Raw genomic sequence first — 24805 nt, 5'->3', positions numbered from 1 at the left:
CAATCCTCGTGGAGGGAAACCCGACCGACCCGAGCGCCCTGCTGGAATGGATGAGCAGCTGGCCGGCCTGCCTCATCCTTGACGGCCTCGACGAGGTTCCAGATGCGAAAGTGCGCAGCAGGCTGATCGATGCCATCAGCAGCTTCGTGAGCGAACTCAGCGCTCAACGCGCCGACGTTCTTGTCGTCGCCACCACTCGCCCGCAGGGGTACCGCGGAGAGTTCGGCGACGCTCTACCGTGTGAACAGTTGGAGTTGCTCGAGTTCACGGAAGGCGAAGCGCTGAGCTACTCCGAAGCGCTCACAGCCGTCCGAACGTCGGAAGACCCCAGACCTCGCCGCGCAGGTCACCGAGCGGCTCATCACCGCTGTTCACGAACGAGTCACGCAGAGACTGATGACGACACCCCTGCAGGTGACGATCATGACCGCCCTTGCAGAGGAGGCCGTTGACCTTCCCAGCGACCGGTTCGAGCTCTTCGATCGCTACTACAAGGTGGTGTACGAGCGGGAGCTCGCCAAGAGCGAGGCGGTTCGCCGAACTCAAGACACTCCGCCAACACATCGATCACCTGCACGAACAAGCCGGCATCAAACTGCAGGCACGCACCGAACAACCTGGCAAATCCGACGCCGTACTGACGAAGACGGAAATCGGTCGAATCCTCCGCAGGCGTCTCACCATGGCCGGATTCGATGAGACTGAGTCGGAGACGATTGCGGACAAACTCCTTCGGCTCTCCACCGAACGGGTCGTCATGCTCGTCTCACGCAGGCCGGCCAAGTATGAGTTCGAGGTCAGATCCCTGCAGGAGTACATGGCAGCGCGAGCCCTCACGGACGGCGACGACGCAACCGTGCTCGGCGGACTGAAGACGCTCATTCCGTCTAGCCACTGGCGAAACACCTGGCTCCTCGCCGCGGGAAGACTTCTCAAGCGGCGCGAGCACCTCACAGACGAAGTCATACAGATCGTGACCGAGTACGACACCACCACAGCAGAAACTCCATTGACCGCCCTCGGTGCCGGACTCGCTGGTGAGCTCTATCTCGACAATCTCGGCGCTGAGTTCCCCGCCGTGAGACGCGCGCTGCTGACGAGCGCGATTGGCGCAGTTCGCGGAAACTGCTCCAGAGTTGCCCCGATCACTCGCCGACCTATTGGATCTAGCGCTATCGCAGGCCGAGCGCGAAAGCGCAATCGCGCTGGAGTCGCTGCACGAACTCAGCAGAAAGAACCTCTCCAACCTCGCGACCAAGTACCTCAGCGAGCACAGCAGCGGCATGTCGCCGGCAGCCAAACAAGCACGAACCACGCTCACCGAAGGACGCAAGTACATCAAGCCCGGCGGCCAGACGACGCGAGCACGAGCGCAGATCCTCGCACGACACCTCGCACGAGTCGCTGCCACGGTGCCCGAGGCACTCGTGCTGGTCGAGCGGCTGAATGAGGAAGCCGCATCGACCAGCAGTAGCAGTGGCGCAACGGCGTCGGTGGCGCTCCTCCAGGCGATGGACCAACCCGCGGCACGAGCAGGACTCGCTTCCACGATCAGCTCGATGGCCCATAGTCAGCCCGACGCGGCACACTAATGGGACTGTTCTGCTCGCCAACACGCGTCTAGATCGCTTCGAGGGCAAGGGTATGCCGGGTAAGTCGGGTGTTGCGCTCACCGGCCAAGCCGCCCGAATGCGTGCGAGCCCTTGACCTTGTCCCGGGCGGGTGTCTTCTCGTCGGTGCCATCGTCGGCGGGCGACTCGGATCGATTGTTGGTGCAACGCTTCCGGGAACTGCTCACCGCTTTGTCACGGTCGCGCAGGTTGTCGCATCGCGGGGTACTTTGCGTATGGTGCTGCGGCTGCGATTTGCCATCGTCGGGCGACGCTTGGCGCCACGCCTGTGAGGTCACAGAGAGGACCGATCGGCATGGTGCTGGCGAGGTTGAGCATTTGCGGAGCCTCGGAGCGCGACAATGCTGCAGCCGAGCGCTTCGAGGCTGGTCACGGGACGGGTCGTAGTCGACATGCGCACCCGCCCTGAGCTTGGAGGGAAAGAGCCAATCGGAATCGGTATCCCATCGTCGGGGCGCGTCGATCTGGCTTCGAATGAGCTCTGGGAGTGGCGGGTGGCAGGGTGATTGGAGTCTGTCCAAGCCGAAGTTGAAGGGTGTTGCCATCATCGATGATGTCCGCGCGCGTGAGGCGCAATACGTGGGAAGCGGGTCGACCGTAGAGGCCGCTGATGAGACCTGTGATCCGCGTGATCAGCGGCAGCGACTCGTCGGTGCTCAGTCTCTGGAGCCACTTCTTGTGTTCGTCTGGTGGGTAGCTGGTCGCTTTGAGACCGCTGGGATGCTTTGATGGGTCGGAGGCCGTCTTGCGCGGCCCGTCCGCGCGGCCCAGCGGAGAAAAGTTCGCAGGGAGGAGGCTTCCTTTGGGTTGTCGTCGAGGTACTGCTCGACGACGCTCTGCGGCGCTGTCCCGAGATCGATGCCGTTCTGGTCGAGGTGGTTGAGGAATCTCTGCTGTGCGGCAGATCAGTCGCGCCCGCATGTAGGACCCGTCCGTGATCCCCTTTTGCCTGATGAGCTGGCGGGTGCGTGCGGTACTTCCCATCGGCAGAACGGTGTGAGGTGTCGCGCGACAGAGTCGGGCCGGTCGCTGAGGGAAGGCGTCGAGCCATCGCTCGAACCGGACTCCACCTTCATCGCGCGGCTTGAGGATGCCGACGTCTGTAAGCGAGTGCCGGAGTAGGTTGGCAGGCTGGAAGGCTGGATGATCATCGAGTGCAGTGTGGCTGATCGGGATCTCCTCACGCAGCATCTTCCGGAGCAGGGCTGCGGTGCGGCTTCGCTTGGTCCACTTCGCCATCGATTGGGGTTCCAGGGTGATCGAGTAGCCGCACTTGCAGGGGTCGAGGAGCGAGCGCGTTCGCGCGGTTCCTTCGGCAAAGAGGTCATTGACGCAGTCGGTTGCGTGGCAGCGATGGCAGATGCGGCCGTACCGTGGCTCTTCGTTGCCACAACGTGGGCATGCGTATCGGGGTGGGGTTCCGGCGCATGTGCTGCAAACCAGGTTGCCGGCTTCGTCCACCGCGACGAGCAGAGCACTCGTGTAGCAGGTGGGGCACTTCTTCTTCGTGGACTTGGGCGTGCCGGTAGCACGACTCGCAGGTGTCTCCTCCGAGGAAGGAGACGGCGATGGTCGGGTCTTGTGGCAGTGGACACATCGCCCGATGCGTCCATCCGCGCAGTTCTCGCAGACGCTATGGCCGTCGACTCGCTTGTGCGCTGGCTGCATCCGATCGCAGATCGTGCAGAGCCGGTAGTTGGCGGGATCCTTCCTCCAGCACGTCCCGCACACGGCCGAGCCGTCCTTCGAGTCTGCGTCGAATGATCTTAGGGAGGTGGCATCGGCCGCAGATCTTCGGTGTCGCCTTGGTATAGCACCCGTGACAACATCGTGAGCCGTCGGGGTGATTGGGCTCCGAGCAGCAGATCTCGATCACAGTGTGTGCAGGCCGGCACGACAACATCGTGCCCTTGTGCGCGGGCGGTCGGAGAGAGCCGCTGCGCGGAACGACTCATCTGCTGATCGCCGTTGTGCGCGTAGTTGGGCGAGGTTTGCAGGTATTGGATGAGCCAGGCCCGGGCGGTCGGCGTTTCTACGACTAAACCGAGCATCTCGGCGACACCCGCCTTGCCGATCGTCTTGGCCGCGTCCGTTTGGAGTGGTGGTCTTTCGCTTCGTTGCGATGATCAGCGGTCGTTAGTTTAGGCGGCGGTGATCTCGGGGAGTATCACCGCCTCGTCGATGGTGGGGGTGGTCGCGGTGAGCTCGGTCATGGAGGCTTCGGAGAAGTAGCGGCGGTCGGCGGCTTCCATTCGTCGTGTTGCTCGACGAGGACGGAGCCGGCCAGGCGGAGCAGGGCGGCGTTGTTCGGGAACACGCCAACGACGTCGGTGCGGCGCTTGATCTCCCGATTGAGGCGTTCCAGCGGGTTCGTGGACCAGATCTGTCGCCCAATGCCGGGCGGGGAACGCTTTGAACGCGAGGATGTCGTCACGGGCGTCGGTGAGCATCACGGCGGTCTTGGGGTGGACGCGCTCGATCATGCGCACGACTTCGTCGAACTGGCATCGATGTGCTCGGCGTCGGGTTGGGCGAAGATCGTGCGGATCACGCTGGCGACCATCTCCTGCCGGCCCTTCGGGAGGGCGGTCAGGACGTTGCGCATGAAGTGGACGCGGCAGCGCTGCCAGGCGGCGCCCTGCAACACGGTCGCTGCGGCCTTCTTCAGTCCGGCGTGGGCGTCGGAGATCACCAGCTTCACCCCGCCCAGACCTCGTGTCTCAACGAGCGCAGGAACTGCTTCCAGAACTCCTCGGTCTCGCTGTCTCCGACATCGAAGCCCAGCACGACCCGCCGCCCGTCAGCGGCGACGCCGATCGCGACGACGACCGCCTGGGACACGACACGGTGGTCGATGCGGACCTTGCGTAGGTCGCGTCGAGTGAACACGTAGGGGTAGGCGATGTCAGACAGCGAGCGGTCGCGGAACGATGCGACCTCGGCGTCGAGCCCTTGGCAGATGCGGGACCACCTCGGACTTCGAGATGCCAGTGTCAGCGCCGAGCGCTTTGACGAGGTCATCGACCTTCCGGGTTGAGACGCCGTGGAGGTAGGCCTCCATCACGACCGCGAACAAGGCTTGGTCGACCCGGCGGCGCCGCTCCAGCAGCGACGGGAAAGAACGACCCCTGCCGCAACTTCGGGATCCGCAACTCCAGATCCCCAGCCGTGGTCGACAGCACCGCCGGCGGGAACCGTTGCGGGTAGTCGTGCGCTCGCTCGTGCGCTCGTAGGGGCGGCGCCGATGAATGCGGCTGTCTCCGCGTCGATCAGCTCCTGGTAGAGCCGCTCGGTCGCGGCTCGGATGCGGTCGGTGGTGCCGGTGAGCTTCAGTTCCCCGAGCAGCTCGAGAGGGCAGACTGGTCAAGAGCCATCGTGCGGTGTCGTCTTTCTGTGTGAGTTCTTGGTCGTTCTCACTGACCATCGCACGATGGCTCACCCCGTCGCGGTCACGACGCCGCGGCCCGAAGACCACCACCCCGCGGGACTCCAGGCCCGGTAGCCGTGGGAACGACTGGGCCCGGCCGGTGAAACCATGCGCCCACTCGGTGAGATCGTCCAGCCGCCCCCTGTGCGTCAGGATGGGGTGAGGACACCAGCACTGCTGACCTTCGCACTGCACGGGGCGAGAACGGACCAATACTGAGATGACGATGACGGTTGCTGACGTCGGCACCGATGATGGGGCTATGGCTCCTCGTGCTGACCGGCCCAAGAGGCGGGACGTTCACCGCCGAGTTCAAAGCGGCGATCCTGGCCGAGTACGACGCCGCGGACCGCTCTGGGCGTGGGGAGATCCTGCGCCGGGAGGGCCTGTACACCTCCCACATCATCGAGTGGCGCAAGGCCGCGGCCGCCGGCTCGCTGTCCGGGCTGGGCAGCAAGCCGCGGGACCGGCGCGAGCGGGAGCTGCAGGCGCTACGGGCCCGGGCGGAGAAGGCCGAGGCAGAGCTGGCCAAGACCAGGGCGGCGCTGGACCTGATGGGGAAAAGCACACGCGCTCTTGGAGACGCTCTCCGAGAGCGCGGACAAGCCGCCGCGGTCGCCGCGGTGATCAACCCGGCCGTCGACGGGCTGGCCGAGCACGTCGGCACCGCGGCTGCGTGCGCGCTGCTGGGTCGCTCCGCGCCAGTCACTACCGGGCCAAGAACCCGCCACCGCCACGTCCACGGACACCGCGGCCGGCACCGGCGAACAAGCTGTCCGCCGCCGAGCGGGCCCACGTGCTGGCCGTGTTGACCAGCCAGCGGTTCGCGGACAAGTCGGTCGCCCAGGTCTGGGCCACGCTGCTGGACGAGGGCACCTACCTGTGCTCGATGTCCACGATGCACCGGATCCTGCGCGAGCACGACATGGCCGGGGAACGGCGCCGGCAGGCGAGCCACCCGCCCCGGACCCGGCCCGAGCTCGTCGCGACGGCGCCGGGGCAGGTGTGGAGTTGGGACATCACAAAGCTCAAGGGGCCGGAGCGGGGCGTGTACTACGACCTGTACGTCGTGCTCGACATCTTCTCCAGGTTCGTCGTGGGCTGGACCATCGCGGCCCGCAGGGACGCCGAGATCGCCAAGAACCTGCTCGAGCACGCCCATGGGCATCCATGGCGTGCCGGAGGCGATCCACGCCGACCGCGGGACCTCGATGACCTCCAAACCGGTCGCTCAGCTGCTCGTCGACCTCGGGGTGGCCAGGTCGCACATCCCGCCCGCACGTGTCGAACGACAACCCTTACAGCGAGGGCGGCGTTCAAGACGCTGAAGTACGCCCCGGTCTTCCCCGAGCGCTTCGGGTCCCTGGCCGACGCCGGCGCGTTCGCCGAGCAGTTCTTCGCCTACTACAACCACGAGCACCGCACTGCGGGATCGGGCTGCACACCCCCGCCAGCGTCCACTTCGGCACCGCCGGGCAGGTCCGCGCCCAGCGCCAGGCCACCCTGGACGCGGCCTACGCCGCCCGTCCGAGCGCTTCGGCCACCGCCGACCCCAGGCGCCCAAGCTGCCCGAGGCCGCCTGGATCAACCAGCCCTCACAGGAGGCCCCTCATACAGACCGCCTGACGGAATCTGTCTCACCCGCCTTGACACTTTCCGCTTCGATTACAGCCCGATCACGGAGAGCGACCGACGATTTCGTGGCCGAATGGGGCCCGAGTGGCGTTCTATGTCGGGCTGAACATCGAGCACTATCAGATCGACAAGCCCTCCCACGAGCATCTTCGGCGGTACGCGATGCTGCAGCCGGATCCACTCAATTACGGCTGGCGCGATTACGGTCCGCGGGTAGGCCTGTGGCGGATGATCGAGAGCCTCGACCGACATGGAGTGCCGCAAGTGTGCTTCTCAACTCCGACGTTTGTCGGCACTACCCCCAGATTTCTCGAGGCAGGCCGGCAACGCGGCTGGGCGTGGCTCGCGCATGGCCGCGACCAATTCACCTTCCAAGCTGGAATGGGTGCTGACACGGAGCGCGCCTACCTTCAAGACGTGACGGTACAATCGCCTCCGCCACCGGAGTACGGCCGCGGGGCTGGCTTGGCCCGGCGCTCACAGAGACGTTCGAGACGCCGCGGATCCTTCGGAGCTGGGGTATGACTACGTCCTGGACTGGACGAACGACGATCAGCCGTATCCGCTGAACGTCGACGGGATGTTCAGCGTTCCTACACGATAGAACTCAACGATGTGACGATGTTCGTGAGTAAGAGCTATACCGGCCCGCAGTTCCTGGAAGCGGTGATCGACCAGTTCGATCAGCTCTATTCAGACTCCGAGCACTCGGGTCGCGTCATGTCGCTGACCGTTGCACCCGTTCATCGTCGGCCAGCCGTTCCGCCACCGCTACCTTGATCGGGCCCTCGAGCACATCACGTCTCACGATGGTGTCTGGGTGACGACGAGCGATGCCATCGCGGCGCACTATCAGTCGACGGGGAACAGGAGAGCCGATTCGTGACGAATACGGAGCTGCTCGATGAGTACGCACGCTGCGCACGAGTTCAAGGCCAAGGGATTGGCGGCCGGATCGGCTACGGCGAGAAGCCGGCGCTGCTGATCGTCAGACTTGATCACCGGATTCACGGACAGCCGTTCGCCCCTGTCAGGCGAACTGAGTCACAGCTGGCCGCCACCAATGCCTTACTCGTCCCCGCCCGTGAACTCGAGATCCCCATCTTCTCTCGACGGTCGCGTACGACACCGAATTGCAGGAGGCGGGGCTCTGGATCAAGAAGATCCCGTCCCAACCACCTGTTGGTGGAGGGCAGCGAATGGGTGGAGGTCGACAGCAGGCTGGGCCAGCTGCCCCACGAGATGACCCTGGTGAAGAAGTACGCATCCTGCTTCTTCGGAACTGATCTCGCCGCACGCTTGATCTCACGGGTGTCGACACCATCATCATCGTCGGCTGCACCACCAGTGGGTGCGTGCGCGCCTCGGCGGTTGACGCCTGCTCTACGGCTTCCACACCATCGTCGTCGAAGTGGCAGTCGGCGACCGGGCAGCCCTGTCCGCACCTGGCCGAGCCTCTTTGACATCGACGCGAAGTACGGCGATGTCGTCAGCCTCGACGACGCACGTGCTTACCTGCGGGGGCTTGCGCAACAGAACGATTGACTGCAGTAACGCCGTGGGGCCAACTTCCTCTGTGCGAATATTGAACCGGCGCTGCAGGCCGAGATCCCGCAGATGCTGGCGCAGGGCGGCGGATCCATCATCAACACCGCCCTCGTCCTCGGGCAGGTCGCCATCGCCCACCAGTCCGCCTACGTCACGTCGAAGCACGGCGTCATCGGCCTCACGACGCCAGCCGCCGCGGTGGAGTACTCCGACAAAGGCATCCGCGTGAACGCAGTGCTGCCCGGGGTGATCCAGACGCCAATGATAGACGCGCTGGAGGAGACCTACCCCGGCTTCAAGGACGCGCTGCTGACGAAGCACCCGATCGGCCGACTCGGCACGCCGCACGACATCGCCGAGATGGTCGCGTGGCTCGGTTCCGACGCGGCCGCCTTCGCGACCGGCGCGCAGTTCGCCGTCGACGGCGGGTACCTCGCGATTTAGACGAGGTGGCCACGACGGACGGGAGGCACGGTGTCAGCTGACACCGTGCCTCACGTCCGTCACCGGTCGCGCCGCGACCCGCGTGTCAGCCGTTCTTCGCGGCCAGTCGGTCCGTCTCCGCTGTCGTTCCGCCACCCGGCGGTCGCGCCGCCGTCGACGCTGTAGTTCTGTCCGGTCACCCAAGAGGACTCGTCGGAGGCCAGGTAGAGCGGCATGTACGCGATGTCCTCGCCCGTGCCGGGGCGTTGAATGAGCGCGTTGCCGACCTGCCAGGCCTTGCCCTCCGCATCCACCGCCTTGTCCGTCGCCGGGGTGCTGACGAAGCCAGGCGAGATCGAGTTCGCGCGGACGCCGTAGCGGGCGCCCTCCGCAGCGAGCGACTTCGTCATCGCGATGACGCCGCCCTTCGCGGTGGTGTGCGCGACCTGGCGAGCGGCTCGATCCCGCGACCTTCGCGATCGACGGAAAGCAACTCGAGATCGATCTCGAGTTCGAGGCCTGGGCCAAGAGCGCGCGCCGCATCGGCGCAGCCACCCGGCGTCCGGCGAGGACGTCGCGGGGCGGACGGGCCGATCTCAACACGGTGCGTGAATGGGCCAGTCAGAACGGACACCAGGTCAGCGATCGCGGCAGGGTTCCCGCGTCCATCCTCGAGGCGTACGACGCGGCGCACTGACGCGGTCACTCCTGGGCTGAGCCGCGCGCTGCGCGCCAGTGCTCCGTGACGGGATAACCGGAGCGCACGTGCGCGCGCACGTGGACTCCCCCGAAGGGGATCCGCTGCCGCCCGGCTCCGGCCGGCGGAGGGTTCTGTGTCCAGCCTGAGCCAGGGACCCAGACCGTCCCCGGTTGCACGGGCGCGTCGGCGAGCGCGGGATCGATCAGCTGACGCGCGAGAGCCACGGCCTCACCCAGATCGGTGATCCCGCCGGCTGAGGGCGTGCCGGCCGCACGAGCACCCGGTAGGGACCCGTCCCAACCGTCCGGGACCGTGAACCGTAGTGAACGAGTCGAGCTTTGACAGTGCACCGCTTCGCGTCGATGGCCATCTGCAGCTCGCGCAGGTCGACGCGCTGCGTGCGTGCAATGGGGACGGTGGATGACGATGTCCACCGGGCTTTCGCGCGGCTGCTGGGGCGCCGTTGTAGGTGCTCATCGTCGCAGTGACCTTCTCCGCGACCTGATCGGAGATCGGGAACAGCCGGTAGGGGTGCGACGGGACCGGCCGCCCCAGGCTGCAGCCGCGTCGACGGCTCGATCGTCTCGACGCGGCCGGACCGGGGGGAGGGCCGACGACCACGTCGATGGGGATGTCGGAGATCCTCCGGCCGGTGTTCGCGTCCAGACATGTGAACACCAGGCGCCGGGTCGCGACACCCGGCTGGTTCTCTCCTCGCCCGGTCGCACGGGCACGGGTGAGCTGGAACCGCACATGGTCGCCGAGATCACGCGCGGCTGCCTGCTCGAGCGCCTGCTGCGCGGCATCCAGATCGGCGGCGCCGGTCGAGCCAGATCCGGTCTTTCGTCGACCGTGACTTCGGCACCCGGGCGAGCATCGCCGTGCCGCCCTTGAGCAGCCACTCGGACTCTTCCCCCTCCGCAAAGACCCGGCGAGGAAACGATCGTGCTGTGCCTGCACGATCTGCGCATTCACATCCAGCGCGCTCGCGCGTCACCGGCTGCCTTCGTCGCGGCCGCCTTGATCGCCTGCGCAAGCCCCGTCCAGTCTTTGTAGCCGTCGGGCTCAGGCATCGGCCGGCACCACCGCGTCGACGCCCGCAAGAGCGAGCAGATCAGCCGCGAGCGCGGCACCCGAGGGGTACTTGTTGGGCTTGGCCAGCGGCTCCAGATACTCGGTCAGGCGGGCGGGGGAGAGCAGCTTTCCCGCGTCCGCGGCGTCGGCGAGCGCATCGGCGACGAGGGAGCGGTCGACCCACTGCTCGATCAGGTCGGCGATCGTGCGCTCGACGCTCATGGTCGGCATCCCGTCGACGGAGACCACCTCGGTGGGCGCGAGCTCGCGGGTGCGGAGCCGCACCCCGTCCAGGCGGGTACCGCGGCGGGTGGGAACGACGAACTCGAGTGGCCCGGGGAACCAGTCGCCGATGCCATGCAGCTGCGCGGACCGTCTGGCCTGCGGCGACGACGGGCGGGACGCCGGTGTCTGTGCGGGGACGGTCGGCGCCGCCGAGGGCGAGCCAGGTCGCGAGGATCGCCTCCTGCTCGTGCTCTGGCGCGCCGGCGAGGCGGTAGACGCCGCGCGCGACGCGGATGAGCGCGCCGCTGTTGGCGAGGCGCGTCAGGGTCGGGCGCGCCACGCCAGCCTCGAGCGCCTGGGCGGTGGTCACCAGGCCCTAACGCTGTGACGCGAGCTCGCCCAGACGAGCGAAAGTTGATCCTGCCATGCGCACAGTGTAGCGAGAAACCGCAACAAACGTTGTAGCTCGTTCAGATTGTCGACTTCGAGCCTCTGGGGCCACCCCTTAGCAGTGAGGGGGTTCCAAACCCTCGGGAACGGGTTATATTCGGGAATATAACCATCTGTGAGGAGGAGAAGATGCGGACCCACACCTGCCCGCCGGACCACAAGCACGGGCTGACTCTCCAACCTGCTACGTCGTCCACCTCTGCGGGTGCCGCGCCTGCATGGACGGCAACGCGCGCCGCCGCCGCGACCCGCTACCGTCTCCTGGCCTACGGGCGATACCAGGACGCGCACCAACCCATCGAGCCGATCCGGCAGCACCTGCAGGCACCTGGTCGACAACCGGGATGATCCCCGAACGGATCGCCATCAGCGCCGGCGTCGGCGGCGCCACGGTCCGTCGCCTGCTCAACAGCGAGACGGCACGGTTCGTCACCGGCGCCACCGCCCGCAAACTCCTCGCAGTCACCCCCGACAGCAGCACTCTCGCGCCGCGCAGGGCCGAGTCAACGGCCGCGGCACCCGCCGGCGCCTCAGGCTCTGGCCGCGATCGGATGGAACCACCACGAGATCGCACGCCCGACTCGGCTACCCGCGCTGGAAGGTCAACAAGGCACTCGAAGGCGCCTACGTGGACATCCGTGTCCACGACGACATCGCCGCGCTCTACGACGAGCTCTGGACCAGCAGCCCCCCACCCACACCCGAGCGCAGCGGGTCGGCCGCTCCTACGCACTCACGGTCGCACGCCGGCACGGCTGGCTGCCGCCGCTGGCCTGGGACGACATCGACACGACCCGGCACCGCCACAGCCGGGCAGGAACCCCTGCTCGACGAGATCGCGATCGAGCTCGCTCTCGCCGGCCAGAACGTCCGCCTCACCCGAGACGAGCGCCTCGAAGCCACCCGACGCGGGACCGAACGCGGACTCAGCCTCACCCCAGCTCAGCGAGCCTGCTCGGCGTCGACGTCCGCACCATCGACCGCGACCCGTGACGACCTCGACTCCGGCAGGCCGCCTGATGAGCAAGACGCTCGACATCCTCGAAGCCGCCCTGCACGGCACCACCGCCGGCTACCTGGCCGGATGCCGCAGCAAGGGAGGATGCCCGAACCACGGCAACCGCCAGCTGCTCACCTGCACCGAAGCGGCCCGCGCCCGCCGCCACTACTTCTCGCTCGCCTCGCTCGAGGAGACCGAGCCGATCACCCGGCAGATGCTCCGCGACGCCAAGAACAGCCCCTTCGCACCGAAAGAAGCCGCAGATGTCTGACCAGCCGAACACCTTCACCATCGACTCCACAAAGAGGGAGAGTGGCTGCGGGTCGTCCGCGCGCTCGGCGGCCATCGCTGGGCCCTGTCGCTGCGCTTCACCCCCTCCCGCTGACTCAGCGAGGCGCCCGGCACACCCGGCCAACGCGGCAGCCCACACCCCACGCGGCAGCAGGCCACGGGCCGAACGCGAGACTGCACCTGCCCAGCTGCGCGATCTCCCCCCAGCTCGCAACGGCCGCGGCGCCCACCTCAAGCAGATCCCCCACCTGGGCCGAACCGAGGAGCACTGATGACCGACATCGCCGTGCGCCTCCAGGAAGCCATGACCATCCAGACCGGCACACCGTCACCGTCCGATGGAGCTTCCGCGAGTTCGCGCTCAACTGCACCCGCCGCGACGGCCGCCCCCTCACCCAACGGATGCACAGGCTCTTCCAGACGCTGCTCAACCGTGAAGCGCTCCGCAGAGCTCACTCCAGGAGAAGACCCAACGATGGGATCCCGCGCAACCCTCATCGAGATCATCGACGACCTCGCCGTCAGCGCCGACCACCAAGGCGCCCGCGCGCCGCGCTCGCCGAGGTCTCCTCAGTGCCGGCATGTTCCACCTCGGCGACCAGCTCCGCCGCAGAGCCACGCACTCTCAGAGCTCGACGCCGACGACGAAACCCTCGAGGTCATCGACGAGGAACGCACCCAGATCGCCCGAACCATACTGCTGCTCGACCAAGCCGACACCGCACAGGCAAAGGAGCGCAGATGAACGACGCACCCGCCGCGCCAGCACAGCCCTCGCCGCGGTCGCAGCTCTCGCGCTCGGCTTCGGCGCCCACCAGCTGGGCATCACCTCCTGGATCGACACATGGACGCGCCCGCAGGCACCCGCCCGGACCCGACCTACGACTACACCGCGCTCAGCCGCAGTCGCGCAGGAGCTGCCGCTGATCGATCCACCGAGGAGATTCCCGAGTATCGCCGCGCCACGTTCGGCGAGCGCTGGATCGACATCGAGGGAACGGCTGCGATCAGCGAGACGATCTCCTCGCCGTCCAGCTGCAGGGACGTCGTCCGTGACGGTTGCACGGTGCTCTCCGGCGTGCTCGACCCCGATCCGTACACGGGCACACGCATTGAGTTCGAGCACGACCGGATCGCCGCCCCTGGAGCCCCGGGAAGCTCCGGCGTCCAGATCGACCACATCGTCAGCCTTTCGGCGGCGCACGCCGGGGGCGCGTGGGCGTGGACCGAGCAGCAGCGGCATTCAGTTCTGCCAACTCGTTCGACAACATCGATCGCCGTCGATGGCAACACGAATGCGGCCAAGAACGACCACGGGCCAGCCCCTGTGGCTGCCATCGAACGCCGACTACGTGTGCACCTACGTCGCCCGCTACACGGAGATCGTCGACACCTGGCACCTCGCGGTCGACGAGCCGACCGCGGTGCGCTCGTGGACACGCTCTCAACCTGCGCTGCCCAGCAAGCCAGCGACGAGAGCGGGAGCATGTCGTGAAGCCGCTACGAACCCGCGTGGGATCTCGCCGCGCGCGCCTGACGCTTGGCCGCGCGAGCGCGGTCTACGACCTCGTTCGGCATCCGTCGTTGTCGACACCGAGGGTGCGCCTGATCACTCGAGCTCGGCGTCGGTCCAGCGGGTGCGCCCTCGCATCCGCTCACCGAACGTGACGACGTTCAAGCGAGCAGGTCGATCAGAGTCCGCCTGCGTGGGAACCTCGGGCGCCCCCGCCCCGTCCGCGATCGCGCCCGCAACCGCTCCGCGAAAGCCGCATCGCGCGCCAGTCCCGGCATCAGTCGCGGCCGGCGGCCGCGCTGCGGGGCGCCCTGCGCGCGCGCTCCTGCGCGAATGCGTCGATCGCGGCCTCGTCGTAGAGCGGGGAGTTGCCTTCTATGGCAACCGGCTCGGGGAGCAGAGGACCCTCCTGGCCGGCTCTGCGCAGCTTGTTGCTGATGGAGCGCATCTTGTAGACCGCGACGACGACACGCCGAGCTTCTCGGCGACGTCCGCCGTGGTGAGGTGCCGTCCGGTCATCAGCGCTCCTCTCAGCTGGATGAATATAACCACTTTCGCGGTTACGGCGCGCCGCTCGGCAACCAGACCAACTGGTTGGGATGCTGGGGCGCATGGCTAACAGGACGCGGGACGCCATCCGTGAGGAGCTCCGTCGCATCGGCCAGCAGCTCGCGCAAGCGGACGAGCTGCGCGAACGCCGCGGCAAAGTCGTCGACGAGGCGCGCGCGGCCGAGCTGACCCAGCGAGAGATCGCCCTCCTGCTGGGATGACCGAGGAAGGGCTGCGGAAGGGCGCAGAGTCCTACCACGGACGCGGGCGCTCTTACGGCGGCCGCCTCGCGTCCTAGCGACCCCGCCAGACCTTCATGGAGCGCCCGTCGACTGCGAAATCTGATTGCAATTTTCAAGCACTCTTGACTAATATAACCTGACGAATGAGGGGGTGAGATGGACGAGCTGAACTACCGACCCAAGCCGTGGACGCCGAAGGACGTGCCCACGATCTGGGTCGACCAGACCACCGGCAAGGCGTCACCGACGCCGGCACGCCCGTTCGCCCCGTCATCGGCGAGCGCCGCAAGAACCCCAACCTGACGGACCTGCTCGACACGGCTGCCTCGTACGGCGCTAACCGCATCATGCTGACCGGGAAGCGCCCCGAGCCTGCGCCTGGCGTGCGGCACTGCTGTACGTCCAGACCCCGAACTGGAAGCCCGGAGCCCACTGGGTCAACAACGGCCCCGCCCACCGGTCGGTTCGAGCACGCGGTCACCGGCTTCAAGATCGAAGTCCGCACCGCGGAGGAGTGGTTCGGCGACGGGCCGCTGACCCCTGCCCAGGCTCGTCTGGCCTGGAACGTCACCGCGTCGATCATTCGCACGCCGACGAGAACGCGCGCCTGTTCAACAGCCCTGCCGCCACGGAACGAACCTGTGGGCGCTGTCGCTGCCGAAGAACATCAACCCCGTGCCGGTCGAAGACGACATCGCCCAGGAGGATCCACTTCACCTCGGGCCTGCACCACTACGACCACCTGGTCGCGGGGGAGTCGTTCGCCAAGCACGAGGACTGCGTCCCGCCTGATCGACCCGGCCAAGACGAAGAAGATCAGCGAGTTCGCCTACGTCGACGGCCGGTTCATGTTCGCCGGCGTCGGGCGCCGAGCTCGGTATCGGCCCCGCGATCCGCTGAACCAGGCCGCCGCGTACGAGCTGCTCGAGCAAGACCCCTACGCGCGCGCCCGCTTCCACGTGCGGTTCCGCGTCCCTCAGGGCTGGAACCACGTTGGCCTGCTCGGTGTGAAGCACCTGGACGTTCGCGAAGGCTGGTTTCTATCCGAACCGCCCGGAGCGGTGCACGACACCTGGGCCGACGGCAGCGAGATCCACGTCGCCCTCAAGCACGGGTGGGAGATCCGCCCTCACGAGGCCGTGGTGTTCCGCAAGGCCAAGCCTCTAGACACCTTCACCGAGCGCATGACGCGCGCCCGCGAGCGAGTCCAGCTGCAGGACGAGATGCACCCGGACCTGCGCCGCGCTGTGCTCGCCGCGCTGCGGAACATCATGCTGCACTCGATCGGTGCATTCGCCGCCGCGGGCCGCGACGAGACCCGCGTCGCCGCGTCGCCCGATGACGTCCCGCCCGAGTTACAGGGCCAAGATGCTGCGACAGGGCAACCTCTGGATCTATCGCATCCCGTCGCGCCCGAACGACCGCACCCGAAGCTTCTACCACCCGGAGCTCGCCGCCCAGGTCTGGGGTCGCGCACGCGCTCGCGTCCTCCACGGCCCCAGCTCCCTCGGCGGCTACACTCCGGTGCTCTCACGGTCGACCCCTCGACGCTCATCGGCATCCAGGGTGATGCGATCTACACGACCAAGCTGCCGGCGTGGTCCCTGCCGGACCGGTTCATCGGCGGCGGCGACGACGGCAAGACCGGGCGCCTGCGCCTGCAGGGCTACCTCAACGGATCCTTCATCACGCCGGAGACGCTGCGGCAGCGTGACGCGCTGAAAGCACGTGCCGAGCGGGCCGGCATCGCCAAGGCGCTCGAGCAGGCAGAGGAGAAGGGCTGATGGCTGACCAGCAGCGCACCGCCAAGACCTCATCCGCGATCTGCGGCGCAAGGGCATCAGCACGGCCGAGATCGCCGAGGAGCTGCACCGCTCGCCTCGAATGGTCCGCAAGATCCTCAAACGGCGAAACCAGCGGCGCCCTCTACCGCCAGGCGCTCCAGGAGCTCGCTGACACCGGACGCCTCACCCACGTCCCGCCGCGGCGCCGGCGCAAGGACGGCTCGATCGCCCCCGTGCGAGGCAAAGGCCGGCGCCAAGCCCGTCATCCCCGAAGACCTCAGCGGCACCTACGTTGAGGGTCGCCAGGGTGGTCGGCTGCGCGTCGACGTGGCATACGCCACCGGGGCGACCGGTACATCGAGATGCGCATCCCCAAGGGCCGCACCGCGAAGGGCCGCGAGCAGGCGAACGCCGAACTGATCAAGCAGGTCCGCAACGCCGCCAAGGGCCAGTCCCACGACAAGCAGAAGCAGATCACCGCCCACCTGACCTTCTCCAACGGCCGCGTGATGGAGGTCAAACTCGTACAACGCCTCGACGATGCTCAAGCGCATCCACGAGAACGGCGGCGACGCCCTCGGCTGGTTCCGCGAAGAGTCGAAGAACCGATACGTGAACCTCGACACCAGCCGCGACACCATCACCGGCGTCACCCTCAACGTCGTCAGCACGGCCAAGACGACCGAGTACCAGAGGCAGCCGAGCGCGGCCGCACTCGCCGCCCCCGCTCGCTGTCGCCGGCGGAGCTCATCAGCATGGAAGAGAAGCGGCGCATCGAGGAGCGCCGCGCTCGCCGCCGTGGAAACCGAGGAGGTGGTCAGTGACCATGGCCGCCCCGAAGAAGCCCACAGCTGCAGCGAAGCCCCGCGCACGCAAGGCCGCGCCCCCCGCTGAGGAAGTCACCAGCGACGTCGACCAGGCAGCGACGTCCGAAGCACCCGCACGCGCACCTCGCGCAAGCCAGAAGCCGGCAGCGGCGAGCGCGACGCCTCCTGAGTCGGCCGAGGCGGAGACGCCACCGCCGGCGAAGAAGAAGCGGGGGCCCTACAACGTCGTCTACGTCCAGAAGAAGCCCGTCTCGATCCGTCTCCCCGACGACGCGCTTGAACTGATGGACTGGGCCAAGCAGGATGCAGCCAGCCGCGGCGACCGCCTCACCAAGGACGAGATCGTCACCGTTGCGCTTCGCGCCTACTGGGGCCGCAAACGGCGCCGCGGGTAATGACCGTCTCCTGAGCTGCTGGCAGGGAAGTCGAGATGAGTGAAACTAACGGGCCGGCCGAGTTGCCGGTCTACTCGATCGCCGAGGCATTCGTGAAGCGATCCGGAATGTATATCGGGCAGCCCGTCACGTTCGAGCGAGTGCACACGTTCCTGCTCGGTTTCGAAACGGCGATGTTGTACGTTCGCGACGAGCTCGCGCGCGATCGCAATGCGTTTCAGCCCGTGGGCGTGCTCGGTCAGTTCCGGGAGCAGCTGCGATCCGAGGGGCGGCTCAGGTGGGACTCCTGGTCCCTGACGATCGTGGCGGAAGCGATCGGCTGGACTGGCGACGAGCCTCCGGCGATCGACGATCTGACCGAAGAGCAGCACCTCGAGGCAGTCCGGGACCTTCTCCCGTTGCTCGAGAAGGTCTTTGCCCTCCCCGCGGAGCTTGTCACCTCGCTCCGTGACTCCGCCTGAGAAGGGTAGGCACCCCACCGCTGTCGGTGTGTCGTCCCGCCCATCGAGTTCGAGAACGCGTTCTATGCTGTGCGGCGATGATCAACCTGACCGCCACCGTCCCGCTTGGACCGCTGACAGAACTTGTCGGACGATCCCTCTCGGCGACTGGGAGATGGGTCAACTCATCCGGTAGCGCCTACCTGTCATATCCATCACTCAGAGGATCCTGACCCGGACGAACGATCGCAGTCGCTCGAGGGCAAAGGACCCGTGCGGATGTCGCGCGTCACACCTCGACCTCGAACGGCAACTTTCGCAGTGTCGTCGCGGAAATCCCGGTGCTCTTGTACATCCGGCGTGGGCGTACTGGATCTCCGGCAGCAGATCGATGCGGCCGATCGCCTCCAGCATGATCTCGTCGGCCTGACCGGTGAGATGACGCAGTTCGGGATCGCGTACCCGCCCACGTACTTCCCGGAGTTGAGATCCCAGGAGCGCACGGCCGGCAGCGCCTCCTCGATCCTCTCGCCGAGCTCCACCAGAGCATCGAACGTGTCCTGCCCGTAAGCGTGCGGGGAGAATGGGATCTGCGACATCGTGCCCTTGGTGACGTTGAAGCAGTCGCCCGTGAACGTCCACCACAGGAACGCCAGCCGCGACGCCGCGATCGCGCTGGCCGCGAGCTGGTCCTTCCGGTTCTGAACGAACAGCTTCCCCTCGTTGAGGGGCACCGTGGCGTGCGTGGTCTTGTCGTAGGTGACCGGCGGCACCGTGTACGTGCTCAGGAAGTACGTGGCGTCTTCTTGAAACCGACGGAGTAGTCGCTCACACGGACAAGCGGCGTCGAGGAGATCGTGCCCTTCGCAAGCAGCGTGTCGATCAGCTCGAACATCGCGTCGCTGCTGGCGCGCATCCAGTTCGGGGTCCGCGAGCCGGCGGGCCGAAGCGAATACCGCAGTGTCGCCATCAGATGCGGACGGAACGCCTCGATCCAGCTGTGGTGAGCGTCGTGTGCAGCTCGGAGACGCTGCCATACCCGGCGGCGGTGATGATCGTGCTGCGCACCTTCACCTGGAACAGGGCAGCCGGGCGTTCCTGGAAGGTGCTCACCCAGATCGCATCGAACCGCCGCTCGTAGAACTTCCGCAGTGACTCGTCGCGATCGGGCGAACTGGCTGCGGATGGGAACGACATCAGGCTGAGCCGGCCATCCGGGCGCGTGATCTGCGCCGAGCGCTCGCAGCAGGAGGCGTAGATGTCGTCGACGTTGTCTGTCTCGAAGCCGGTGATGCGGTAGCTGAGCTCGCGCCGGTTGACGTAGGGTGGGTTGCCGATGACGACGTCGAAGCCGCCCTGATTGGGGTGTGACACGTCGCCCCGCACCGGCAAGAAGCGCGGCCCGTACAATGTCCAGCGCATCGAAAAACACCCCGCGACTTCCGACTACCTCCGGACGTCTTCGAGTACATCAACCAGGCACGCGACGAAGCCGCGCCCGTGGTGATCGCCTCACCAAAGACGAAGCGATCACCATGGCAGTCCGCGCGTTCTGGGGCGGCAAGCGCCAGCGCCGCCGCTGATCACCACACCGACATAACCGACGAAAGAACTCTGGAGGCATCTGATGAGCCGTCGATCTATGCTCGAGCAGGAAACCGATCCGCTACACCCCGCGCGGATGCTACCGCGCACCTGAGACGAACGCGCGGTCCTTCACCGAGGATGGCTACATCTCGACATGATCAACCGAGGCAGCGAGAAGATTTCGTGCGAAGAGGTGGAGGACCTCGTCTACCGCTATGACAGCTTCGATCTAGCGGCCGCCGTCGCGATGCTCGACCCCGTGTTCAGCGAGCGGGTATGCGTCTACGTGAGTCTCAAGGAGGGCGGCCCGCTCGGGCTCGAACGGATCGCGCCGCCATGGAGTCCGCCGGGGTGGCTAAGCATAAGCACCCCGAGCGGCTGATCGCCGTCGACGACATGCCCCTCACCAAGGTAGGCAAGATTGACAAGAGGGAGCGGAGAGGGCTTTGCCCGCCGCGACAGCGCCTAATGGGGCAGACGCTCAGCGCCCGCGCCGCCACGCGAGCCAGTGGCGGATGCTCTCCTCGAGCGCGTGCAATAGAGGCAACATCACCCAGATGACGCACGCGACGGTCAGTGGCGTCGTACATAGGATCTGGAGGTACGGCGGCAGGCCGGTCAGGAGCGGAGCGATGAAGTAGGCGTTGAACATGGCAGGCGGTACCAAGCGCGATCCACACTAAAATCGCCGTCCACCACCGCGGCGCGCGGGACCGGCGTCGGGATTGCACCGGTGAGGGCGTCCGGAGTCAGTGGACGGGCCTGCCCGATCGTGAGCGGCACGGCCTGTTGCAGGTGCGCCTGCCGCTCCTTACTGTCCTCCCACCGGATGAGGTCAGGGGGGGAAGCGAACGTGATCTCGACGACAACCTGGCGCCGGTGCCGTTCCGAGACTCGGACCTTCGACTCCCGGTAGCCGGGGAACGACTGGGCCCGGCCGGTGAAACCATGCGCCCACTCGGTGAGATCGTCCAGCCGCCCGGGGACGGCTGTGCGCGCCACCCGAGCCGTGACCGTGAGGTTATCTGGTTGCATGGTGTCCTCCCGGGCAGAGAAGCCCCGTCTCCCAGCGTATTGCGCCGATGACGCGGCACTGAACAGCTTCCGACCATCGGGGTCCGGAATCAATAGCGCGAAATAGTGCTCTTCCGAGCAGTGGAGTGTCACCGCCACTGCCGCCTCACGCAGGATGGAAAGTTGAAAAGACCTGGATCGACGGGGAGGTCATTTGCACGAGGCGTTTCGCTTGCTGCGGGAAGAAAGGCTCAAACGAGGCCGATACCATCGCCGAGCGACGGTGTATCACCCGGACGTAGAAGAGGTCGACCAGCTCTACGGTGTCCGGCTTCAGCTGGAGTCCTTAGGCGCGCGCCGGACGGTGGACGGATGCTGCGCTCCGAGATCGGCGCTTCGCGCGAGTACGGGACGCTAATGGATGCGGCGCTGCAGTCGGTGACATGGACGCCTGGCTGGTGGCGCACCACGCGTTCCTCCGCTGCTGCGTCGCGCGTGCAGACATCCCGTTGGGGCGGGTAGTGGACTCCTACCCGGAACGCTGCTTACACATCTATCAGTTGTGGCACCCGCAGTCGTTCGCCATCGCTCATCGCGAGTACGAGGCCGTCCTCGAGTCGATCGTCAGGCGTCCGACGCCCAGGGATCGATCTGTCGCCGCTGGCGACCCACGAGTTCGCCTTCGACGATGCCGCCGCCGCCTTCGAGCAGTCCCGCGACGCGTCCAGCAGCCTGAAGGTCCTGCTCCGACCGTAGAGCGCCTGGGCCGTCGGGGCCGTCACAGGAGCCACGCGGGCGGCGTGGGGTGGCACGGGCTGCAGTGGCACCGCGAGACGATCCTCCGCCTGTCGGGTCGGCATCGGAGCGCGCGGTGCAGGAGGAGCGCGCCCACGTTGCAAGTAAGCTTTCTGCCGTGCAGAATCGACAGCTCGGTCGCCGGGCGATCCACCCCAGTATCCGATCGAGTCGGTCGACAACGCGCTGAAGCTGATCCTGCTGCTGGGTGAGGAGCACGAGCTGCGGCTCACGGACGCCGGTGCCCTCCTCGGGGTGGCGACCTCGACCGCGCACCGACTTCTCGCGATGCTGGCATGGCGCGGCTTCGTGCGGCAGAACCGGTGACCAAGGCTTACGGCCTGGCCCGGCGCTGACGACGGTGGCCTTCTCGGTGCTGCGCAGGATGGATGTCCGAGACTGGCGCAGCCGATCCTCGAGGACCTCAGCGCCGCCCTCGGTGAGACCTGCCACCTGGGCACGCTCGAGGGCAACCATGTCCGATTCCTCGCCGTTGCCGAGCCCGATGTGGCCGTGCGCGTGGTTTCGAGACTGGCAAGACCCTGCCGGCGCATTGCACCTCGACCGGCAAGGCCGCTGCTTTGCCGAGCTGAGCGACGAGCAGCTCTTCCGGCTGTACCCGGACGAGCAGCTCGAGATCGTCACACCGAACTCCATACGTTCCCGAGACGAACTCGTCGCCGAACTGGTTCGGACACGACTGGACGGTTATGCCGTGAATCGGCAGGAAAGCGAGGACGGCGTGGCGAGCGTCGCGGTCCCGGTCCACGTCTCGTCGGGACTGCGACTGGCGATCAACGCCTCCGCGCCCGTGCAGCGGTTACCGCCGGGCAAGGTCAAGTCCCTAGCGCGGTCACTGCAGGACGCCGCGATCCGCCTCGCCGAACTGTTGGGGTGAACCGGCCCGGGTCGTCGTAGCGCCCATGGATGCGCTGCGCACGCGAACACGCCGCTGATGAGCGTGGCTGCGGGAGCGACCGACCCGCCGCCGTGGGCCTCAGTGCCCGTTGGCCGGATCGTCCGGGTCGCGGGCGGCTTCTTCGCCTTGATCCAGCCCACTCAGCGTCGCCATATCCTCCGAGCTGAGCGTGAAATCGAAGACGTCGATGTTCTGCGCGAGATGCTTCTCATCGCCGGCGCGCGGGACGGGAACGATCCCTTCCTCGATGTGCCAGCGCAGTAGGACCTGTGCGGGCGACTTGTCATACTTCGACGCGATCGCGGTCACCGCGGGATCGGACAGCAGGGCTCCTCCGCGTCCGAGCGGGCTCCACGCCTCGGTCAGGATGCCGTGAGCGCGCTGGAAGCTGCGCTGTTCGACACGGGCGATGTCGACGCTGAGCTGGATCTGATCGACGTCGGGGACGACACCGGTCGCGTCGACGACGCGCTGAAGGTGGTGAGACTTGAAGTTGGAGACGCCGATCGCCTTCACTCGTCCCTCTTCGAGCAGTCTCACCAGACCCTTCCACGCTTCGACGTATCGGTCGAGGGCCGGAACCGGCCAATGGATCAGGAACAGATCGAGGTAGTCGACGCGAAGGGTCTTCAGCGATCGGTCGTACGCGCGCTGCACTCCCTCGACGCTGTGGTCCTCCTTGTTGAACTTGCTCGTGATGAAGACCTCGTCACGAGGGATGCCCGATGCACGCAGACCGGCACCGACGGCCTCCTCATTCGCGTACTTGTACGCCGTATCGAACAGGCGGTAACCGTAGCCGACCGCCTTCTCGACCATCGTTGCGCACTCGTCTCCCGTGAGTGGCCACGTGCCCACCCCGATTCGCGGGATGCGGTGACCGTGCAGGAGGGGGAGGGTGGTGTCGTCAGCTCTCATCGGGCGGCCGCCTTCGCCGGAGCCGTGCTCGAGGGCTCGAGGAGGGCGCGCAGCCGATGTATCAGCTCGTCCGCCTTCGCTCGCGAGGCGACCGAGCGGCGGGCGTCGACGAGGGCACGCGGCCAGTTCACGATGACGGCACCTTCGGCCTGCCCTTGGCTCTCGCCGTACACGACGGCGAAGCGGTCCTGCGCAGGGTCGCCCACCATCGTCCAGTGATCAGATCCGGTATGCCCGACGATCTGGATCTTCCAGTCGTACTGGTCGCTCCAGACATACTCGGTCGTGTCGTAGTCCTCGCAATCATCAGGGTGGACGATGTTGTGTGCGACGACGCGAGCCTGATCAACGGCATTGGTCCAATGTTCGAGGCGCAGCGAGACGTTGCGCGACGCACTCGCCCAACGTGCGATATCGCCGACGGCAAAGATCTCAGGATGCCCGATGGCCCGCAGCCCAGAGTCGCAGGTCACCCCGTTGTCGAGTTCGATGCCGGAACCCTCGAGCCACTCTGTGTTGACCACAGCTCCGATACCGACGAGAGCTGCATCGGCCTCGATGATCTCGCCGCCATCGAGCACCACGCGCACCCCGTCTGCCGTCTGTTCGACGCCTTCGACTGTCCTTCCGAAGTACTCCTCGACGCCCTCCTGGGCATACTTGCGGCTGAAGATCTGGCCGACTTCGGCATTGAGCACCCGCGACATCGGCGCCGGGAACGGGTCAACCATGCTGACCGTACGCCCGCCGTGATCGCCGTTGCGGCAGCCTCCCCCCCGATGAAGCCTGCGCCGATGACCACAAGGTGCCGCGCTGTGGCCAGCTCATCCGCAAGCGCTCGGCATCGCCGCTGGTACGCAGCAAGTGAATATGCTCACCTTCACCCCACGGAGAGCGACGGGCGCGTGACCCGGTGGCGATCACGAGTGTGTCGTATGAGACGGCTGTACCGTCCTCGAGCGTCACAACCTGGCCTTCGAGGTTGAGGGATGCCGGCGGGCGTGCCGAAGATTGAGATGGCTCCGATCCCCCGCGTCTCGTGCTCGGAGAGAAGCTCGATCTCGTGTCGCGCCGTCTCACCGGTGAGGTACTTCTTCGAGAGCGGAGGTTTGTCGTAGGTGGGATGGCGTTCCTGGTCAATCAGGACGATCTCGCCCTCGAATCCCTCGCTTCGAAGGGCTTGGGCGGTCTTGAGCCCACCAACAGAGGCGCCGACGATGACGACCCGCGACACGTCAGTCCTCCACAACCAAGGCGGAGACGGGGCAGCTGCGCGCCGCCTCCTCTACTCGCTTGCGGTCACTGTCGGGGCAGGTCCTCGCGCAGAACGATCACTAGGGCGTCGTCATCTAGGTCGAAGTAGTCGCCCGCGGCGACAACGCAATTGGCGTAGCCCTGGCAGGCGCTGCGGTCGGCGA

The 24805-nt window shown here is 66.7% G+C and carries 32 protein-coding genes and 5 pseudogenes; 18 read left to right on the top strand and 19 right to left on the bottom strand.

Going from position 1 to position 24805, the window contains the following annotated elements:
• On the top strand, positions 1 to 452 hold a 452-nt coding region (locus tag AB1285_RS23230; protein ID WP_429977935.1), incomplete at its 5' end, for a hypothetical protein.
• A 654-nt stretch (positions 453 to 1106) separates the two neighbouring features.
• A complete protein-coding gene (locus AB1285_RS23225) occupies positions 1107 to 1592 on the top strand; it encodes a hypothetical protein (protein WP_429977934.1) in 486 nt (161 codons plus the stop codon).
• Between the two features lie 2248 nt (positions 1593 to 3840).
• On the opposite strand, the pseudogene AB1285_RS23220 reads toward AB1285_RS23225, so the two are convergent.
• Both AB1285_RS23220 and AB1285_RS23215 read right to left on the bottom strand, forming a co-directional pair.
• A pseudogene (locus AB1285_RS23220) lies at positions 3841 to 4652 on the bottom strand (IS256 family transposase).
• Positions 4537 to 5055, bottom strand: a complete 519-nt coding sequence (locus AB1285_RS23215) for a transposase (RefSeq protein ID WP_429977933.1) — start codon at positions 5053 to 5055, stop codon at positions 4537 to 4539. The pseudogene AB1285_RS23220 and the gene AB1285_RS23215 overlap by 116 nt, the downstream one beginning before the upstream one ends.
• Positions 5056 to 5312: 257 nt before the next feature.
• Between AB1285_RS23215 and AB1285_RS23210 the strand changes: the two are divergent.
• The 3 genes and pseudogenes from AB1285_RS23210 to AB1285_RS23200 all read left to right on the top strand — a co-directional run.
• Positions 5313 to 6665 (top strand): annotated as a pseudogene (locus tag AB1285_RS23210) (IS3 family transposase); the annotation flags it as partial.
• Between the two features lie 649 nt (positions 6666 to 7314).
• Positions 7315 to 7473 carry a hypothetical protein gene (locus tag AB1285_RS23205; protein ID WP_429977932.1) on the top strand — a complete coding sequence of 53 codons (159 nt, stop codon included), beginning with the start codon at positions 7315 to 7317 and terminating at the stop codon, positions 7471 to 7473.
• A gap of 804 nt (positions 7474 to 8277) precedes the next feature.
• Positions 8278 to 8685 carry an SDR family oxidoreductase gene (locus AB1285_RS23200; protein ID WP_429977940.1) on the top strand — a complete coding sequence of 136 codons (408 nt, stop codon included), beginning with the start codon at positions 8278 to 8280 and terminating at the stop codon, positions 8683 to 8685.
• A 59-nt stretch (positions 8686 to 8744) separates the two neighbouring features.
• Here the strand turns inward: AB1285_RS23200 and AB1285_RS23195 are convergent, their stop codons facing one another.
• Complete coding sequence (locus AB1285_RS23195; RefSeq protein ID WP_429977939.1) at positions 8745 to 9215, bottom strand: SDR family NAD(P)-dependent oxidoreductase; 471 nt, start codon at positions 9213 to 9215, stop codon at positions 8745 to 8747.
• On the opposite strand from AB1285_RS23195, the gene AB1285_RS23190 reads away from it, so the two are divergent.
• A complete protein-coding gene (locus tag AB1285_RS23190; protein ID WP_082157160.1) occupies positions 9143 to 9361 on the top strand; it encodes an Lsr2 family DNA-binding protein in 219 nt (72 codons plus the stop codon). The genes AB1285_RS23195 and AB1285_RS23190 overlap by 73 nt on opposite strands.
• 5 nt (positions 9362 to 9366) lie before the next feature.
• Here AB1285_RS23190 and AB1285_RS23185 read toward each other — a convergent pair whose 3' ends face one another.
• Both AB1285_RS23185 and AB1285_RS23180 read right to left on the bottom strand, forming a co-directional pair.
• On the bottom strand, positions 9367 to 9588 hold the full coding sequence (locus AB1285_RS23185) for a hypothetical protein (protein ID WP_429977931.1): 222 nt from the start codon (positions 9586 to 9588) through the stop codon (positions 9367 to 9369).
• An 841-nt stretch (positions 9589 to 10429) separates the two neighbouring features.
• The gene (locus tag AB1285_RS23180) at positions 10430 to 10723 is read right to left on the bottom strand and encodes a hypothetical protein (RefSeq protein WP_429977941.1); all 294 of its coding nucleotides are present in this window, start codon (positions 10721 to 10723) and stop codon (positions 10430 to 10432) included.
• 1409 nt (positions 10724 to 12132) lie between these two features.
• On the opposite strand from AB1285_RS23180, the gene AB1285_RS23175 reads away from it, so the two are divergent.
• The 3 genes from AB1285_RS23175 (at position 12133) to AB1285_RS23165 (ending at position 13899) form a co-directional block, all read left to right on the top strand.
• Positions 12133 to 12384: a hypothetical protein gene (locus AB1285_RS23175; RefSeq protein WP_005050769.1), complete on the top strand. Its 252-nt coding sequence runs from the start codon at positions 12133 to 12135 to the stop codon at positions 12382 to 12384.
• 291 nt (positions 12385 to 12675) lie between these two features.
• Complete coding sequence (locus AB1285_RS23170; RefSeq protein ID WP_429977930.1) at positions 12676 to 13149, top strand: hypothetical protein; 474 nt, start codon at positions 12676 to 12678, stop codon at positions 13147 to 13149.
• Positions 13150 to 13248: 99 nt separating this feature from the next.
• The gene (locus AB1285_RS23165; protein ID WP_429977929.1) at positions 13249 to 13899 is read left to right on the top strand and encodes an HNH endonuclease family protein; all 651 of its coding nucleotides are present in this window, start codon (positions 13249 to 13251) and stop codon (positions 13897 to 13899) included.
• A 295-nt stretch (positions 13900 to 14194) separates the two neighbouring features.
• On the opposite strand, the gene AB1285_RS23160 is transcribed toward AB1285_RS23165, so the two are convergent.
• Positions 14195 to 14365: a hypothetical protein gene (locus AB1285_RS23160; RefSeq protein WP_429977928.1), complete on the bottom strand. Its 171-nt coding sequence runs from the start codon at positions 14363 to 14365 to the stop codon at positions 14195 to 14197.
• A 163-nt stretch (positions 14366 to 14528) separates the two neighbouring features.
• Between AB1285_RS23160 and AB1285_RS23155 the strand changes: the two genes are divergently transcribed.
• From AB1285_RS23155 to AB1285_RS23140, 4 genes are all read left to right on the top strand, one after another.
• Entirely contained in the window at positions 14529 to 14687 is a 159-nt protein-coding gene (locus tag AB1285_RS23155; protein ID WP_429977927.1) for a hypothetical protein, read from the top strand.
• A gap of 177 nt (positions 14688 to 14864) precedes the next feature.
• The gene (locus AB1285_RS23150; RefSeq protein ID WP_429977926.1) at positions 14865 to 15011 is read left to right on the top strand and encodes a hypothetical protein; all 147 of its coding nucleotides are present in this window, start codon (positions 14865 to 14867) and stop codon (positions 15009 to 15011) included.
• Between the two features lie 545 nt (positions 15012 to 15556).
• Positions 15557 to 16492 carry a hypothetical protein gene (locus AB1285_RS23145; protein ID WP_429977925.1) on the top strand — a complete coding sequence of 312 codons (936 nt, stop codon included), beginning with the start codon at positions 15557 to 15559 and terminating at the stop codon, positions 16490 to 16492.
• Positions 16493 to 16523: 31 nt separating this feature from the next.
• Positions 16524 to 16664 (top strand): helix-turn-helix domain-containing protein, encoded by a 141-nt coding sequence (locus tag AB1285_RS23140; RefSeq protein WP_429977938.1) that lies wholly within the window; start codon positions 16524 to 16526, stop codon positions 16662 to 16664.
• A gap of 115 nt (positions 16665 to 16779) precedes the next feature.
• Here AB1285_RS23140 and AB1285_RS23135 read toward each other — a convergent pair whose 3' ends face one another.
• On the bottom strand, positions 16780 to 17169 hold the full coding sequence (locus AB1285_RS23135; protein ID WP_429977924.1) for a hypothetical protein: 390 nt from the start codon (positions 17167 to 17169) through the stop codon (positions 16780 to 16782).
• 143 nt (positions 17170 to 17312) lie between these two features.
• On the opposite strand from AB1285_RS23135, the gene AB1285_RS23130 reads away from it, so the two are divergent.
• Complete coding sequence (locus tag AB1285_RS23130; RefSeq protein ID WP_005050751.1) at positions 17313 to 17714, top strand: hypothetical protein; 402 nt, start codon at positions 17313 to 17315, stop codon at positions 17712 to 17714.
• A gap of 35 nt (positions 17715 to 17749) precedes the next feature.
• A complete protein-coding gene (locus AB1285_RS23125; protein ID WP_005050749.1) occupies positions 17750 to 18175 on the top strand; it encodes a hypothetical protein in 426 nt (141 codons plus the stop codon).
• Positions 18176 to 18369: 194 nt separating this feature from the next.
• On the opposite strand, the gene AB1285_RS23120 is transcribed toward AB1285_RS23125, so the two are convergent.
• Genes AB1285_RS23120 through AB1285_RS23110 form a run of 3 tightly spaced genes read right to left on the bottom strand, consistent with a single transcriptional unit; the run spans position 18370 to position 19528 of the window.
• The gene (locus tag AB1285_RS23120) at positions 18370 to 18927 is read right to left on the bottom strand and encodes a hypothetical protein (protein WP_429977923.1); all 558 of its coding nucleotides are present in this window, start codon (positions 18925 to 18927) and stop codon (positions 18370 to 18372) included.
• 11 nt (positions 18928 to 18938) lie between these two features.
• A complete protein-coding gene (locus AB1285_RS23115) occupies positions 18939 to 19070 on the bottom strand; it encodes a hypothetical protein (protein ID WP_429977922.1) in 132 nt (43 codons plus the stop codon).
• Between the two features lie 53 nt (positions 19071 to 19123).
• Entirely contained in the window at positions 19124 to 19528 is a 405-nt protein-coding gene (locus AB1285_RS23110) for an Eco57I restriction-modification methylase domain-containing protein (protein WP_429977921.1), read from the bottom strand.
• Positions 19529 to 19895: 367 nt separating this feature from the next.
• On the opposite strand from AB1285_RS23110, the gene AB1285_RS23105 reads away from it, so the two are divergent.
• Positions 19896 to 20123 (top strand): hypothetical protein, encoded by a 228-nt coding sequence (locus AB1285_RS23105; RefSeq protein WP_429977920.1) that lies wholly within the window; start codon positions 19896 to 19898, stop codon positions 20121 to 20123.
• 99 nt (positions 20124 to 20222) lie between these two features.
• On the opposite strand, the gene AB1285_RS23100 is transcribed toward AB1285_RS23105, so the two are convergent.
• Positions 20223 to 20393: a hypothetical protein gene (locus AB1285_RS23100; protein WP_429977919.1), complete on the bottom strand. Its 171-nt coding sequence runs from the start codon at positions 20391 to 20393 to the stop codon at positions 20223 to 20225.
• Positions 20360 to 20776: a hypothetical protein gene (locus tag AB1285_RS23095; RefSeq protein WP_429977918.1), complete on the bottom strand. Its 417-nt coding sequence runs from the start codon at positions 20774 to 20776 to the stop codon at positions 20360 to 20362. The genes AB1285_RS23100 and AB1285_RS23095 overlap by 34 nt, the downstream gene beginning before the upstream one ends.
• A gap of 1173 nt (positions 20777 to 21949) precedes the next feature.
• Here AB1285_RS23095 and AB1285_RS23090 point away from each other — a divergent pair.
• Together AB1285_RS23090 and AB1285_RS23085 are read left to right on the top strand one after the other, a co-directional pair.
• Positions 21950 to 22024 (top strand): annotated as a pseudogene (locus AB1285_RS23090) (hypothetical protein); the annotation flags it as partial.
• A gap of 1 nt (position 22025) precedes the next feature.
• Positions 22026 to 22448 (top strand): IclR family transcriptional regulator domain-containing protein, encoded by a 423-nt coding sequence (locus AB1285_RS23085; protein WP_429977917.1) that lies wholly within the window; start codon positions 22026 to 22028, stop codon positions 22446 to 22448.
• Positions 22449 to 22547: 99 nt separating this feature from the next.
• Here the strand turns inward: AB1285_RS23085 and AB1285_RS23080 are convergent, their stop codons facing one another.
• The 7 genes and pseudogenes from AB1285_RS23080 to AB1285_RS23050 form a co-directional block, all read right to left on the bottom strand.
• Positions 22548 to 23387, bottom strand: a complete 840-nt coding sequence (locus AB1285_RS23080) for an aldo/keto reductase (protein WP_005050739.1) — start codon at positions 23385 to 23387, stop codon at positions 22548 to 22550.
• The gene (locus AB1285_RS23075) at positions 23384 to 23707 is read right to left on the bottom strand and encodes an oxidoreductase C-terminal domain-containing protein (protein ID WP_429977937.1); all 324 of its coding nucleotides are present in this window, start codon (positions 23705 to 23707) and stop codon (positions 23384 to 23386) included. Before AB1285_RS23075 ends, AB1285_RS23080 begins: the two co-directional genes overlap by 4 nt.
• 30 nt (positions 23708 to 23737) lie before the next feature.
• Positions 23738 to 24121, bottom strand: a pseudogene (locus AB1285_RS23070) (FAD-dependent oxidoreductase); the annotation flags it as partial.
• Entirely contained in the window at positions 24111 to 24353 is a 243-nt protein-coding gene (locus AB1285_RS23065; protein ID WP_429977916.1) for a hypothetical protein, read from the bottom strand. The pseudogene AB1285_RS23070 and the gene AB1285_RS23065, both read right to left, overlap by 11 nt.
• The gene (locus AB1285_RS23060; protein WP_429977915.1) at positions 24268 to 24621 is read right to left on the bottom strand and encodes an FAD-dependent oxidoreductase; all 354 of its coding nucleotides are present in this window, start codon (positions 24619 to 24621) and stop codon (positions 24268 to 24270) included. Before AB1285_RS23060 ends, AB1285_RS23065 begins: the two co-directional genes overlap by 86 nt.
• A 1-nt stretch (position 24622) precedes the next feature.
• A pseudogene (locus AB1285_RS23055) lies at positions 24623 to 24670 on the bottom strand (hypothetical protein); the annotation flags it as partial.
• 16 nt (positions 24671 to 24686) lie between these two features.
• Positions 24687 to 24805, bottom strand: a 119-nt coding sequence (locus AB1285_RS23050) for a ferredoxin (protein ID WP_429977936.1), incomplete at its 5' end; no start/stop codon positions are given.

The organism is Microbacterium sp. NRRL B-14842, assembly GCF_050470785.1.
The sequence above is the reverse complement of the archived record's forward strand: the minus strand, read 5'-3'. Positions and strand labels throughout refer to the sequence as shown.

Coding starts and splice junctions, on each gene's coding strand:
- AB1285_RS23215 (WP_429977933.1), bottom strand. CDS start 5,055: ATGGTCAGTGAGAACGACCAAGAACTCACACAGAAAGACGACACCGCA.
- AB1285_RS23205 (WP_429977932.1), top strand. CDS start 7,315: ATGTTCGTGAGTAAGAGCTATACCGGCCCGCAGTTCCTGGAAGCGGTG.
- AB1285_RS23175 (WP_005050769.1), top strand. CDS start 12,133: ATGAGCAAGACGCTCGACATCCTCGAAGCCGCCCTGCACGGCACCACC.
- AB1285_RS23170 (WP_429977930.1), top strand. CDS start 12,676: ATGACCGACATCGCCGTGCGCCTCCAGGAAGCCATGACCATCCAGACC.
- AB1285_RS23165 (WP_429977929.1), top strand. CDS start 13,249: ATGGACGCGCCCGCAGGCACCCGCCCGGACCCGACCTACGACTACACC.
- AB1285_RS23160 (WP_429977928.1), bottom strand. CDS start 14,365: ATGCGCTCCATCAGCAACAAGCTGCGCAGAGCCGGCCAGGAGGGTCCT.
- AB1285_RS23155 (WP_429977927.1), top strand. CDS start 14,529: ATGGCTAACAGGACGCGGGACGCCATCCGTGAGGAGCTCCGTCGCATC.
- AB1285_RS23150 (WP_429977926.1), top strand. CDS start 14,865: ATGGACGAGCTGAACTACCGACCCAAGCCGTGGACGCCGAAGGACGTG.
- AB1285_RS23145 (WP_429977925.1), top strand. CDS start 15,557: ATGTTCGCCGGCGTCGGGCGCCGAGCTCGGTATCGGCCCCGCGATCCG.
- AB1285_RS23125 (WP_005050749.1), top strand. CDS start 17,750: ATGAGTGAAACTAACGGGCCGGCCGAGTTGCCGGTCTACTCGATCGCC.
- AB1285_RS23115 (WP_429977922.1), bottom strand. CDS start 19,070: ATGCGCGCCAGCAGCGACGCGATGTTCGAGCTGATCGACACGCTGCTT.
- AB1285_RS23105 (WP_429977920.1), top strand. CDS start 19,896: ATGATCAACCGAGGCAGCGAGAAGATTTCGTGCGAAGAGGTGGAGGAC.
- AB1285_RS23100 (WP_429977919.1), bottom strand. CDS start 20,393: ATGTTCAACGCCTACTTCATCGCTCCGCTCCTGACCGGCCTGCCGCCG.
- AB1285_RS23095 (WP_429977918.1), bottom strand. CDS start 20,776: ATGCAACCAGATAACCTCACGGTCACGGCTCGGGTGGCGCGCACAGCC.
- AB1285_RS23085 (WP_429977917.1), top strand. CDS start 22,026: ATGTCCGATTCCTCGCCGTTGCCGAGCCCGATGTGGCCGTGCGCGTGG.
- AB1285_RS23080 (WP_005050739.1), bottom strand. CDS start 23,387: ATGAGAGCTGACGACACCACCCTCCCCCTCCTGCACGGTCACCGCATC.